Source organism: Pseudoalteromonas sp. SG43-7 (assembly GCF_014164295.1).
GTDB classification, from domain to species: Bacteria; Pseudomonadota; Gammaproteobacteria; order Enterobacterales; family Alteromonadaceae; genus Pseudoalteromonas; species Pseudoalteromonas rhizosphaerae.
The window spans coordinates 25919-39815 of sequence record NZ_JACJEY010000010.1 but is presented as its reverse complement, the minus strand read 5'-3'; the positions used below and the strand labels follow the sequence as shown (position 1 = coordinate 39815).

The window sequence follows — 13897 nt, the reverse complement described above, 5'->3', positions numbered from 1 at the left end:
TATATTTACTAATAAAAGCATATTACAGCGGCGTTGTCACTTGTAATAAGAGGGGGCGTTCTCATCCGGCCTAGTTTTAAAGCGTCGATGAACCCACATATATTGTTCTGGTGCGGCATTAATAGCTTCTTCAATGCGTTGATTTACACGAGTCACATCGGCGAGGTTATCGCCAGATGGAAAGTCTTCAAGCATAGGGCGTACTTCTAAATGATATTTTCCCTGTTCGTCACGTCGACTTATAAGACTGACGGTTTCACAGTGCTTACTGGCTGCAAATAGCAAAGTCCCAGTGGTAGTTGCGGTATCTTGAACTGCAAAAAAAGGTGCAAATTCACAGCGTTGGCGGCCATAATCTTGATCGGGTAAGTAATAACATAATTTTTTATTTTTTAAGGCTTTGAGTAGGCCTTTAACATCGCGTTTGCCAACCACAAATTCATTTGAGCGTAAACGACCATTGGTAATAAAATATTCCATTAGCGGATTATTATGGGGGCGGTAAAAACCAATACCTTGATAGTGTAATCCCATGACACGGCTTGCCATTTCAAGATGCAGTATGTGTGGGACTATCATTAGAATCCCTTTACCAGATTGTTGTATTTGCTCAAAGTATTCAAGCCCTTTAACCGAGCCGCAAACTTTTTTTACACGCCAATCAGGCCACCACCATGACATGGCTGTTTCAATCATACCTATACCGGTATTTTCTAAGTTAGAAAGTACTAATGCTTGTTGTTCGGCTGCGGGCATATCTGGAAAGCAGCGTTTAATATTGACTTCAGCAATATGGCGACGACTTTTCATAAAACGATGGACTAAGCGACCTAGCAGTCGGCCCAATGCAAGTTGTAATTTCTGCGGTAGCCAAGAAATTATATACAAAATAAATACGCCAAACCAAGTAAACCAATAACGAGGGCCCAAGAAAGACCATTTAAATGGGGAGTTGTTGACCACAGAAGTATCTCATATGCAAAAGAAGCTAGTTTAACTGGATGAATAAAAAAATACAAAAAAGCCAGCAAGTTGCTGGCTTTTAAATGAGTAATGTTAAGCTTATCTTTATTGGATTTCTTTTAAACCTTGGTTGATGGCTTGTAAATCATTACTTGTTAACGTGCCCGCTGCTTGTTTTAAGCGTAGCGTTGATACAACGTAGCGATAGCGTACATCAGCGAGGTTACGTTTGGCGTTAAATAAGTTTTGTGTACTGACCAGTACGTCAACAATAGTACGAGTACCCACTTCAAAACCAGCTTCAGTGGCTTTTAATGCACTTTCAGCAGAAACTACGGCTTGTTCAAGGGCTTTAAAGGTCGCAATATCTGATACCACTTGATTATAAGAGGTGATCACCGAGCGGGTTACGCCACGTAGACTAGCTTCTAGATCTTCACTTGCAGCAACATAAAAAGCACGTGCCTGCTCAGTCGCTGCAGTAGTAGCACCGCCTGAATATATTGGCACACTAAAGTTAATGCCAATATTTGTACTATCACCACGTGGACGGGCAGTGTTGCTATTGCTATCAGTTAGTGTATCACCGTAGCTGGCATCTAAAGTCAGCTTAGGGTAATGACCCGCTTGTGCTAAATCAATTTGATCTTTAGCGATATCAACCGTTACTTTAGAGACCTGCAGAGTTAAATTATTTTGTTCTGCAAGCTTAATATAATCGGGTGATTTTTTTGCCGGTTGAACTGTAGAGAAAGTCTCAGTGTTTAACATATCCAGCTTAGCGTGATATTTACCGGTGATTTCGCGAAGCTGCTCACGGGCAGTTTCAACGCCGTTTCTGGCAACGATTTCGCGGGCAACCGAGTTATCGAATTGTGCTTGCGCTTCATGCACATCGGTAATTGCCGTTAAGCCTACTGCATAACGCTGTTTGGTTTGCTCAAGTTGACGTTCAATAGCGCGTTTTTCAGATTGTACAAATTCTAAGTTATCAATCGAACTTAATACGTTGAAATAGCCATCAGCAACACGAACAATTAGGTCTTGCTTGGCAAAGTCATATTGAGCAGCTGCTTGCAACGCTTGTTTGTCTGCAATACCGAGTGAATTCCATGCACCTAAATCAAACAGTGTCTGGCTTAGTTTAAGACCACGGCTGAATGTATCTGAATCGCTATCGACCTTGGTGTAACCTGCCGCATCAGTACCATTAAATGATGTGCTATCGGTTTTATCATACCCCATAGAAAAACCGATTTGTGGCAATAATGCGCTCATTGCACGGTCACTGTTATAAGCTTGTGCGTTTGCTTGGGCTTTTGCTTTTAAAACAGTAGGATCGTTAGCTGTGGCGATTTCATAAACTTGTAATAAGTCTTCAGCATTTGACGCTGTGGCAGTTAATGCGCAAGATATACCAATCAGCGCAGCAAGAATGTTTTTTTTCATTATTCGTTCAGTCCTTAGACAATTTACGTTCTAAAAGCATGGTAACCTGTTTTACTTAAGAACAAAAAAAAATTTGCGTAAAACAGCGTAAACAAGTGTAACAGAATATATACCCAAACCACCTCAATATGTCAGTTTCAGTTGGAATTAAAAGCGATTTAGGCAAGGCATTGATTGTAAGTTATAGTGGTTCTATTATTAAAATCAATAACGCAGTATAAATCGCTTTTAAACCAACCCCCTGGGCGTTTCACAGGAACTTACTCTCATCGTTGTTACCTCTTAAAAGGGACTGCCATTGTTGCAAAGTAACGCCTTGATATTAAGCCCCTGTGAAACGCTGGATTCTGCATCTTGAGGTGGTTTGGGTATAATCCCCGGACATGATAGTAAGTATCTAGGTTTAAATTCAAGTAATAGCATGTGTAATAGGAAACTTCATGGCTGATGAAAAGCTCACAAAATTTACCAAACAAGACGTTAAAATTGCTCCTATAGAAGTACTTTATAGCGGCTTTTTTTATATTAACTTATATCAGTTTGAACATGCATTATTTGCGGGGGGTCAATCAGAGACTATCCGTCGTGAGATACTCGAACGCGGTGACGCGGTTGCAGTTTTACCGTATGATCCCATAGCAGATAGTATTTTATTGATAGAACAAATACGTATTGGCGCGATAAGAACTAAACAGTCACCTTGGTTATTAGAATGTATAGCAGGCATGACCGATGGCAGTACTAATTATGAAGATGTCGCTAGGCGCGAAGCATTTGAAGAAGCGGGCTTAGTACTGAGCGAATTGGAATTTATGCTATCGTACCTGTCAAGCCCAGGAGGGACTACTGAGCGGTTACATCTTTATCTTGCAAAAACTGATTTAAGCCAGCTACAAAGTGACGTGTATGGACTTGCAACTGAAGGTGAAGATATTAAAACGCATATTCTCAGTTTTGATGATGCAATGGCGCGTTTAGCAACCGGTGAGATAGATAATGCTGCCTCGGTAATTTCATTGCAGTGGTTAGCGCTTAATCGCGAACGTATAATTAATCAGCGCAGCTAAAATAGTAATAGACTACCCTTAACCTCTAACTTTATGGCGGTAATGTGACAGCACTTGCAGTGAAACAACGATATATTCAGAGTCTTCCTAAATACTTGACGTTATGTGAGCATAACTACTTACGTGCTTTAAAATTGTTGCCCAATGAGCGCAAAGAAGGCAATACACGTCAAGTACAATTGGGTAATAACCAGTTTGTAATTAAGGTGGATGGCTGTGCTAAATACACGATGGATATTTCAATAACCCAATTAACCGGTATGTTAAAAGGGTTTAATCCGCTGTTTTTAACTGTGCGTTTATATCACGATGCAAAAGTTGCTGAAATAATTCACCATGATTACCATCAAAGGATCAAACCTTCATATGGTTACCCTAATCCGCAAATGCATCAAAAAGATGAAAAATATCAACTTAATGCGTTTTTGTATGATTGGTTAGTGGCGTGTGTTGAAAGTGGTCGAGCGGTACTTAACTGGGATATAAATGATGGCCTGGTTTGATGAGTCGGCGCAGTTCAATAATACTCAGCTGCGCTTAGCGCATATTACCGATTGTCACTTATTTGCAGACCCACAAGGGGAGTATTTTGCGGTCAATACCGCTGAGCACTTTTCTCGCGCGCTTGCTGATATGGCACACCAGTCATTAGACGCTGTGATCTTTGGTGGCGATTTAACCCAAGATCACAGTTTTGCATCATATTTGTTGTTTGCTCAGTTGATTGCCGATTCTGCGCTTACTTGCCCTGTTTTTTGGCTGCCTGGTAATCATGATGATATCAGTGCGATGCAGCGTATTTCTGGTGGTCAAATCAATAGCGCAAAACGATTAATTGCCGATGGCTTTGAAGTGTTGTTAATTAGCTCTAAAGGGCCAACACCAGCAGGTTGGGTAAGCGAAGCCGATTTAAATGAACTCGCTGATTTATTAGCGACTTCACAGTCGCCGAGCGTGGCTTTTTGCCACCATAATCCATTACCTATTAATGGTTACCTAGACAAGCATATGCTCGAAAATGGCCCGCAACTACTTAATGTATTGCATAATAGCGCGCTAGTAAGGCAGTTATTTCATGGTCATGTTCACAATGACTATCAATTTAAATTCAGAAGTATTGAGATTTTTGCCACGCCAGCAAGCTCAGTGCAGTTTACTAAACACACCGATGACTGGCAGCAATACAATGCGGGGCCTGGTTATCGATTGTTGACAATATCAAAGCCAACAAACAGTGCAAATCTATTAATTAACTCGGAACTGATGTGGCCCAACGAGTAATTTATATTCATGGTTTTAATAGCAGCGAACATTCATTTAAAGCTGTCCGCTTTGGTGAGTATATGGCACACTATGACGTTGATTATTGTGTGCCACGGCTAAGCCATGAACCGTTTCATGCGATAATTCAAATTGAACAATTATTAACGCCAAATACTGTATTACTTGGCAGTTCTTTAGGTGGTTTTTACGCCACTTATTTATCGCAAAAATATCAGTTACCAGCAGTGGTTATAAACCCTGCGGTTAAGCCTTATTTATTATTGAGTTCTTTGTTAGGGCCGAACTATAATCCCTATCAGGATAGCCATTACGAGCTCAAAAATAGTCATATTAACGCGTTAAAATCACTGTCGATACCCAGCTTAGAGCGCCCATCATTACTGTATTTATTACAGCAAACGGGTGATGAAGTACTGGATTATCAGCAGGCCGTTAAATATTATTCACAATGCAAGCAACAGATAGAATTTGGTGGTGATCATAGCTTTGTTGGCTTTGAAGACTCCATTGCTAGTATTGTAGATTTTCTTAAAATCACGTAAAACATAGCTAAGCGCATAAAAGATAAAAACTATGAGTCAGCAAAATTATAACGCCGAAGCCATTGAAGTATTAAATGGGTTAGAACCTGTTAAACGCCGTCCTGGTATGTACACCGACACCACCCGTCCTAATCACTTAGGACAAGAGGTTATTGATAACAGTGTCGATGAAGCCATGGCCGGACATGCCACTAGAATTGATGTCATTTTGCATGAAGATAATTCGCTAGAAGTTAGCGATGATGGCCGTGGTATGCCTATCGATATTCACCCAGAAGAAGGTATTCCTGGGGTCGAATTGATTTTTACCAAGCTGCATGCTGGTGGCAAGTTCTCTAATAAAAACTACCAATTTTCAGGTGGTTTGCACGGGGTAGGGATCTCCGTGGTTAATGCATTATCAACGCGCGTTGAAGTGGTTGTGCGCCGCGATGCACAACAATACATGATGGCGTTTGAAAGCGGTGATAAAGTTGAAGATCTTCATGTTATAGGCACCGTAGGTAAACGTAATACAGGTACAACTGTACGTTTTTGGCCTGATGTAAGCTACTTTGACTCAGCTAATTTCTCGTTGACTAAATTACATCATTTATTAAAAGCTAAAGCCGTACTTTGCCCTGGCTTACGTATTAAGTTTGTTAATAAACAAACCAAAGAAACCCAAGAGTGGTATTACGAAACAGGCCTTAAAGACTACTTAAACGAAGCTGTTAAAGGTTACGAAGTACTGCCAAAAGACCCATTTACCGGTGAGTTTTCAAGTTCAACGGAAGGTGCTGATTGGGCGGTTGTTTGGTTACCTGAAGGCGGTGAATCGATAGCTGAAAGTTACGTTAACTTAATACCAACTGCGCAAGGCGGTACTCACGTAAATGGTTTGCGACAAGGTTTACTCGAGGCTATGCGTGAGTTTTGTGAATTTAGAAACTTACTGCCGCGTGGCGTTAAGCTCACCCCCGATGACATTTGGGAACGGTGTAGCTACGTTTTATCAGTGAAAATGCAAGATCCACAATTTGCCGGTCAAACCAAAGAGAAATTATCTTCTCGTTCGTGCTCGGCATTTGTATCTGGGGTGGTAAAAGATGCATTCAGTTTATGGTTAAATGAGCACACCGATACTGCTGAGTTACTGTCAGAGTTATGTATTTCTAATGCACAGAAACGTCTTCGCGCAGCCAAAAAAGTGGTGCGTAAGCGTGTTACCGCAGGTCCCGCATTACCGGGCAAATTAACCGACTGTAGCGCTGCAGATAACGACCGTACCGAGCTATTTTTAGTAGAAGGTGACTCAGCTGGTGGCTCAGCTAAACAAGCACGTGATCGTGAGTTTCAGGCAATAATGCCACTACGTGGTAAAATTTTGAATACGTGGGAAGTTGAATCAGGGCAAATTTTAGCATCACAAGAGGTGCACGATATTTCTGTGGCGCTGGGTATCGACCCTGACTCAACTGATATCTCTTCTTTACGCTATAATAAAATTTGCATCTTAGCGGATGCTGACTCCGATGGACTGCATATTGCGACTTTGTTGTGTGCACTATTTGTTCGTCATTTCCCAACGTTGGTGAAAACGGGTCACGTATATGTAGCTATGCCGCCGTTGTTTAGAATCGACATTGGTAAAGATGTTTATTATGCCCTTGATGAAGATGAAAAATCCGGCATCCTAGCGCGTATTGAAGCAGAGAAAAAACGCGGTAAAGTAAATGTTCAGCGTTTCAAAGGCTTGGGGGAAATGAACCCACTGCAACTACGCGAAACGACCATGGATCCTAATACTCGTCGCTTAGTTCAGCTAACCTTAGAAGATGAAGTTGAAACCATGGAAATGATGGATATGTTGCTGGCGAAAAAGCGCTCATCAGATCGTCGTCAATGGTTAGAAGATCACGGTAATCGTGCTCAAGTGTGATTTTTCAAGGGTGTAATGCCATGCAAGTACAGCAAGGGAGTTGTTTTAAACATTTAAACAGTTTAGTTTTATTAACGATTCTTGTTACTTGTTTGTACTTGTACTGCGCACCTTTAAAAGCACAGCAAAAAACCGCTTTTGATGAGCAATGGTTAACAACACAATTGCATACCGCCCACGAAAAAAGCATTCAGGATCCAGGCCAAGCCATTGAGTTTGTAGCGCTATTATTAGTAGAGCATACGAGTCGCTTAACAGTGTTACAACGCACAAGGTTACAACTCAATTTAGCTGAAAATTACTTGTTAAATGGTGAAATAACTAAATCCATTGAATTGGAACAGCAAATAGCGAAGCAGCTAAACTCACTAAGTAGTGATGCGCTGATAAGCTACTACTTAGTAAAATCGGATATTTACAATTTTACTGGGCAAACTGAAAAATCATTAGCGGTTTTAATGACTGCCAAAAAGTTAGTTGAACAACTTGATAATGATAAGCTAAAAAGTGATGTATATGGCGCTTTAGCTAATTTTTATGTGTATAACCATGATGATATTCGGGCATTAGATTACTTCTATAAAAGTTATGTAATTATTAAGCGTAGTGGAAGTTTACTTGATTTAGCCTACATAGAATCAACAATGGCAAAATCGTACGAATATTTGTTTGATTACAACAAAGCAATTGAAGTGCAAACTAAGGCATTAGATTATTTTTTAAAACATGACTTAGCGTTTGACAGTTTAGTGTCGTATTTTCATTTAGCTAAAGTTTATTTAAAGATGGGGCGCAGCCAAGAGGCGATTGCAAGTAGTCAGAAATTACTGACGTTGAGCAAAAAGTTAGCCAATGAAAAATTAGTGTACTACGGTTATATTATCTTAGCGGAAGCATATTTATTAGAACAAGATATGGCTCAAGCTAGCCATTATTTGTCATTGAGTAATCAATATTTTGACAGGCTTGAAGATGTAGTTACCATTGCTAACCACTTCTATACTCAAGCAGGTATTGAGTTAGCACTGAATTTGCCTGAGCAAGCCACGATAACCTTAACTAAAGCGCAGCAGTTGTCGAAGCAAATTCCGATAGAAAACAGTATCACATCACTATTGAAGTTAACCCGCTTGCTTACTCAGCTTGCGGTGCAGCAACAAGATTATCAGCAGGCGTACTTACATCAGCAAGATCTTATCGCTTTAAATGCTCAACATTATAATAAAGTGCGCGAGTTATCCCGTTCTCGCTATCAAGTTCAGTTTGATACTAAACAAGTAGAAATTGAACGACAGCTGCTTGAAAAAGATAAAGAACTTAGCGAATTTGCATTACAAGAAATTAAGCAACAGCAAGCATTACAAAAAACCATTATGCTAAGCGTACTATTATTATTTTTATTGCTGTTAATCTTTTCATGGCGACAATATCGTTTAAAGCGCAAATTTAGTGTGCTAGCCAATACGGACGTTTTAACTGGTGTGGCTAATCGACGTAAAATAATAGAGTTTGCTCAGTTACAGTGGCAACAGTTAAAAAAAGACGATCACAATTTTTGTTTGATTGCTTTTGATCTAGACCACTTTAAAAACATTAATGATGATTTTGGCCACCCGGCAGGGGATTTAGTGTTACAAGCGATCACGAATACATCTCTGCGAGCGATCAGAGAGAATGATATTCTAGGGCGCATTGGTGGCGAAGAGTTTTTAGTGGTACTCAACAATACCACTTTAGCTGAAGCCACTGAAATTGCTTATCGAATTAAAACTGAGATTGAAAAAGAACGTATAATCAGTGATGGAAATGAGATCAAAGTCACTGCAAGTTTTGGTGTGGCGCAAAAGCAAGCGCAACTAGGCTCATTTAAAGATTTATTTAAAAAAGCAGACAAAGCGTTATATGCCGCAAAAGATCATGGCCGTAATAGGGTAGAAATCGATGAATAAATTACTAGTTTCTGTATTAACATTAGGCTTGCTAAGTACTCCCTTAGCAGCAAAAGAAATCCTTAAAGAACTCAGTGTTCCTGATGGCTTTACTGTAAACATATTTGCCAGTGATGTGGAAAATGCACGGCAATTAGCAGTATCTAAAAAAGGTATTGTGTATGTTGGCTCGCGAAACGCGGGCAATGTATATGCACTGATTGATCACAATAGTGATGGGGTTGCCGATAAACAAATTTTGGTGGCCACTGGTTTAACTATGCCTTCAGGTTTAGCGATCAAAGATGGCGACTTATATGTTGCTGAAGTGCAACGTATTATTCGCTTCAAAAATATTGATACACAATTGAAAGCACCTAAATATGAAGTGGTTTACGACGCATTACCGACAGAACGTCATCACGGTTGGAAGTTTTTACGCTTCTCACCAACCGGCGAGCTGATCATTCCTGTGGGCGTACCTTGTAATATTTGCGCTGAAGATGAGCGCTATGGGCGAATATTTTCATTGGATGTAAACACCAAACAAATGACCACGTTAGCACAAGGTGTGCGTAACTCTGTTGGCTTTGACTTTCATCCTGGCACCCAAGCTATGTGGTTTAGTGATAATGGCAGAGACATGATGGGTGATGATCTTCCACCGGATGAACTAAACCGCTTAACAACCGAAGGTGAACATTTTGGTTTTCCCTATGTGCATGCAGGTGCCATCTTAGATCCTGAATTTGGTAAAGGTAAAAATATTGCCGATTACAGTGCCCCAGCTTTAGCCTTGGGTGCGCATGTAGCCCCATTAGGGATTCATTTTTATCAAGGTAAACAATTTCCTGCTAATTATAAGCAACAATTATTTGTTGCTGAACACGGCTCTTGGAACCGCAGTAAAAAATCTGGATATAAAGTGGCAGTTGCCACTATTGAGCAAGGACGTGTGATAAAATACACGCCGTTTATTACGGGCTTTATGAAAAACGAAGAAACATTGGGTCGTCCGGTTGCTTTTGCAGAACTTGCCGATGGCAGCTTATTGATCTCCGATGATTATGCCAATGTGATCTACCGTGTAAGCTATAAAAAAAATTAGGTAGGCTTTGATGAGTGATACAGATACCTTGCTATTGCAAGGAATTGAGCAACAAACAATGGGGCGTTTTACCGAAGACGCCTATTTGAATTATTCCATGTATGTGATCATGGATAGGGCATTGCCACATATTGGCGATGGTCTAAAACCAGTACAACGTCGTATTATTTACGCTATGAGCGAACTGGGGTTATCGGCAACGGCTAAATATAAAAAGTCAGCCCGTACCGTTGGTGATGTACTTGGTAAGTACCATCCTCATGGTGATAGCGCTTGTTATGAAGCGATGGTGTTAATGGCACAACCGTTTTCTTATCGTTACCCATTAGTTGATGGGCAAGGGAACTGGGGTGCTGCAGATGATCCAAAGTCATTTGCGGCAATGCGTTATACCGAAGCGCGTTTATCTAAGTTCTCAGAAGTACTGTTAAAAGAACTTGGCCAAGGGACTGTTGATTGGACGCCAAACTTTGATGGCACAATGGACGAGCCACAAGTATTACCATCACGCTTACCACATATTTTACTCAATGGTATTACGGGTATTGCAGTGGGTATGGCAACTGACATTCCGCCACATAACGTACGCGAAGTAGCCAGTGCCTGTTGTTTGCTATTGGATAACCCTAAAGCTGAACTAGATCAATTGCTTGAGCATGTACAAGCTCCCGATTACCCAACTGAAGCTGAAATAATTACTTCAAAAGCGGATATTCGTAAAATTTATCAAACCGGCCGTGGTTCGATAAAAATGCGCGCTATTTATACAGAGGAGCACGGCGATATTGTCATTACTGCACTGCCACATCAATGTTCTGGTGGTAAAGTACTTGAGCAAATCGCAGCGCAAATGAATGCCAAAAAGCTGCCTATGGTGGCTGATTTACGTGACGAATCAGATCATGAAAATCCAACCCGGATTGTCATCATTCCGCGTTCTAATCGTATTAAAGTGGAGCCGTTAATGGCTCATTTATTTGCCACTACAGACTTGGAAAAAAATTACCGCGTTAATATCAATATGCTTGGCCTTGATGGCCGTCCGCAGGTAAAAGATTTACGAACCATTTTAACTGAGTGGCTGGTGTTCCGCCGTGAAACAGTGCGCCGTCGCCTGCAATACCGTTTAGATAAAGTATTGGCTCGTTTACATATTTTAGAAGGTTTATTGGCAGCCTTCTTAAATATTGACGAAGTGATCGAAATTATTCGTGCCGAAGACAAGCCAAAGCCGGTATTAATGGAACGCTTTGGTATTACAGACATCCAAGCCGAAGCAATCCTTGAATTAAAACTACGTCATTTAGCGAAACTTGAAGAGTTTAAAATTCGTGGGGAGCAAGATGAGCTTGCCAAAGAGCGCGATAAATTACAGCTGATATTAGGCTCTGAACGTCGTATGTCGACGTTACTAAAAAAAGAGATTCAAGAAGCAGCAGAGCTGTATGGTGACGATCGCCGTTCACCGATTGTCGAACGTCTTGAAGCGAAAGCATTAAGCGAAAAAGATTTAATCCCATCAGAATCAGTAACCGTTGTGTTGTCTGAAAAAGGTTGGGCGCGTGTTGGTAAAGGCCATGATTTAGATGTTGAAGGGCTCAGTTATCGAGCTGGCGATGCATATAAAGCCTCTGCCCGTGGTAAGAGTAATCAACCTGCGGTGTTCTTAGATTCTGCTGGGCGTGCATTTGCCACTGATGCGCATGGGTTACCGTCGGCACGAAGCCAAGGTGAACCAATGACAGGGCGGTTTAACCTCACTGCAGGTGCTAATTTTGAGCATGTAGTGATGGGCGAAGACAAACAAGTACTGTTAATGGCATCAGATGCAGGTTATGGTTTTATTACTGATTTTGTAGATCTAGTAAGTAAAAACAAAAACGGTAAAGCCTTGGTTAGTGTGCCTAAAGGTGGGCAATTATTAGCGCCAATTAGGGTTAATGATGTTGCTAACGATTACTGTATGGCGATATCGAATGAAGGCCGGATGTTGTTATTCCCATTACGTGATTTACCAAAACTAGGTAAAGGTAAGGGTAACAAGATAATCTCTATCCCAAGTGCCAAAGTACAAGCGCGTGAAGAGTTTGTTAAAGTGCTGGCAGTGGTGCCTGAAGGTACCAGTGTTACCCTGCATGCAGGTAAGCGTAAGTTGACTCTTAAACCCAGTGATTTAGAGCATTATCATGGTGAGCGTGGTCGTCGAGGTAATAAATTACCGCGTGGTTTACAGCGTGTCGATGAAGCGGTTGTAGAGTTGACGGCGATTGATGATGACATTGAGCCGACAGAAACCGAGTAAGTATTTTTTTGAATATCTATGAATAAAACGGCCTGCTATTGCAGGTCGTTTGTTTTTAAAGCAGAAAATTATTTTAAGCTTACATGTGTTCGCTAAACACTCGTTTAGCGGTAAAAATAACGCTATAATGCTGGCGTTATTATTTTTGGAGCGTTTTCTTTGTTAGCTATTATTCGTATTGTTATTATGGCATTGTTTATTTTATTAAGCTGTGTATTTGGTTTACTCCTTTGTTTAGTAAAACCTTTTCATATAAATAATGTACATATTATTTCAAGTTGGTTTGGCACAGTGGCTAAAATGCTTGGTGTAAACGTGGTTATTACACGCCATCCTGACGCGCAAAGTTGTGGCCCTGCAGTGTATGTTGCAAACCATCAAAATAATTACGATATTTTCACTTTACCGGCGGCGGTACCAAAAAACTGTGTCAGTTTAGGTAAAAAAAGTCTTAAGTGGATCCCATTTTTTGGACAGCTATATTGGCTTTCGGGCAATATTCTAATTGATCGGGGTAATCGCTCTAAAGCGGCTGGTACGATCACTAAATCGGCCGATAAAATCAAACAAAAAGGCCTGTCAGTGTGGATTTTCCCAGAGGGAACCCGCAGTTACGGACGTGGCTTATTACCATTTAAAACAGGTGCATTCCACACGGCTTTAAATGCGGATGTACCTGTAGTACCCGTATGTATGAGCACAACATATAAAACCATTAAGCTAAATCGCTGGGACAATGGTATAATCTACATAGACATGTTAGCGCCAGAACCACTTGATAAAACGATTGGAGCACGTGAACACGCAAAGCGTATTCATAGCAAAATGGCTGCTAGAATAACTGAATTAGATGCTCAAGTGAGAGAAAAGTAATGGAAAATTGGCGTGAAATTAGTGAAGACATTGTAACTTCGTTATTAGAAGATGGTTCTGATCCTGAGATCTTATACGAAGTAGAACATCACTTTGTTTGCGAAGACTTTGTCAAGCTTGAGCAAGCTGCACTAGCTGCGTTTAAACTAGGCTATGACGTTGAAGAGCCTGCAGAGCTTGAGCTTGAAGACGGCAGTAAGATTTGGGGCTTTGACATCGTTGTTGAAGCTGAGTTAGATGTTGAGGTAATAATGGAAGATGTTGATAAACTAGCACAACTTGCGATCGACACCGACGTAGAATACGACGGCTGGGGCACTTACTTCCAAGAGTAATGTGTTAGCCACTAGGTCCTAACCACTAGGACCTAGTGTAATCCATAACTATTATTGACTCGCCAACTCGCCAACTCACCAACTCACCAATTCATCATTTCCTAGTGCTTATTTCGTATTCGTTA

The 13897-nt window shown here is 40.8% G+C and carries 12 protein-coding genes; 10 read left to right on the top strand and 2 right to left on the bottom strand.

What is annotated here, in order from left to right:
* Positions 1-36: 36 nt before the first annotated feature.
* The gene (gene lpxL / locus H5200_RS06380) at positions 37-963 is read right to left on the bottom strand and encodes an LpxL/LpxP family Kdo(2)-lipid IV(A) lauroyl/palmitoleoyl acyltransferase (protein ID WP_182718454.1); all 927 of its coding nucleotides are present in this window, start codon (positions 961-963) and stop codon (positions 37-39) included.
* 105 nt (positions 964-1068) lie between these two features.
* Positions 1069-2412: an outer membrane channel protein TolC gene (gene tolC, locus H5200_RS06375; RefSeq protein ID WP_149981266.1), complete on the bottom strand. Its 1344-nt coding sequence runs from the start codon at positions 2410-2412 to the stop codon at positions 1069-1071.
* A gap of 440 nt (positions 2413-2852) precedes the next feature.
* Between tolC and H5200_RS06370 the strand changes: the two genes are divergently transcribed.
* The 10 genes from H5200_RS06370 (at position 2853) to rraB (ending at position 13772) form a co-directional block, all read left to right on the top strand.
* Positions 2853-3479 (top strand): NUDIX domain-containing protein, encoded by a 627-nt coding sequence (locus tag H5200_RS06370; RefSeq protein WP_182761182.1) that lies wholly within the window; start codon positions 2853-2855, stop codon positions 3477-3479.
* 44 nt (positions 3480-3523) lie between these two features.
* Positions 3524-3982 carry a DUF1249 domain-containing protein gene (locus tag H5200_RS06365; RefSeq protein WP_145234962.1) on the top strand — a complete coding sequence of 153 codons (459 nt, stop codon included), beginning with the start codon at positions 3524-3526 and terminating at the stop codon, positions 3980-3982.
* Positions 3969-4760, top strand: coding sequence for a metallophosphoesterase (locus H5200_RS06360; protein ID WP_182761203.1), 792 nt, complete (start codon positions 3969-3971; stop codon positions 4758-4760). Before H5200_RS06365 ends, H5200_RS06360 begins: the two co-directional genes overlap by 14 nt.
* Entirely contained in the window at positions 4745-5305 is a 561-nt protein-coding gene (locus H5200_RS06355; RefSeq protein WP_182761181.1) for a YqiA/YcfP family alpha/beta fold hydrolase, read from the top strand. Before H5200_RS06360 ends, H5200_RS06355 begins: the two co-directional genes overlap by 16 nt.
* A gap of 31 nt (positions 5306-5336) precedes the next feature.
* Positions 5337-7226 carry a DNA topoisomerase IV subunit B gene (gene parE / locus H5200_RS06350; RefSeq protein ID WP_145234966.1) on the top strand — a complete coding sequence of 630 codons (1890 nt, stop codon included), beginning with the start codon at positions 5337-5339 and terminating at the stop codon, positions 7224-7226.
* Positions 7227-7246: 20 nt separating this feature from the next.
* Positions 7247-9175: a GGDEF domain-containing protein gene (locus H5200_RS06345; protein WP_182761180.1), complete on the top strand. Its 1929-nt coding sequence runs from the start codon at positions 7247-7249 to the stop codon at positions 9173-9175.
* Positions 9168-10262 (top strand): sorbosone dehydrogenase family protein, encoded by a 1095-nt coding sequence (locus H5200_RS06340; protein ID WP_182739971.1) that lies wholly within the window; start codon positions 9168-9170, stop codon positions 10260-10262. Before H5200_RS06345 ends, H5200_RS06340 begins: the two co-directional genes overlap by 8 nt.
* A 10-nt stretch (positions 10263-10272) precedes the next feature.
* Positions 10273-12564, top strand: a complete 2292-nt coding sequence (gene parC / locus H5200_RS06335; RefSeq protein WP_182761179.1) for a DNA topoisomerase IV subunit A — start codon at positions 10273-10275, stop codon at positions 12562-12564.
* A 159-nt stretch (positions 12565-12723) separates the two neighbouring features.
* Entirely contained in the window at positions 12724-13437 is a 714-nt protein-coding gene (locus tag H5200_RS06330; RefSeq protein WP_149981260.1) for a 1-acylglycerol-3-phosphate O-acyltransferase, read from the top strand.
* Complete coding sequence (gene rraB / locus H5200_RS06325) at positions 13437-13772, top strand: ribonuclease E inhibitor RraB (protein WP_182718447.1); 336 nt, start codon at positions 13437-13439, stop codon at positions 13770-13772. The genes H5200_RS06330 and rraB overlap by 1 nt, the downstream gene beginning before the upstream one ends.
* Positions 13773-13897 lie beyond the last annotated feature (125 nt).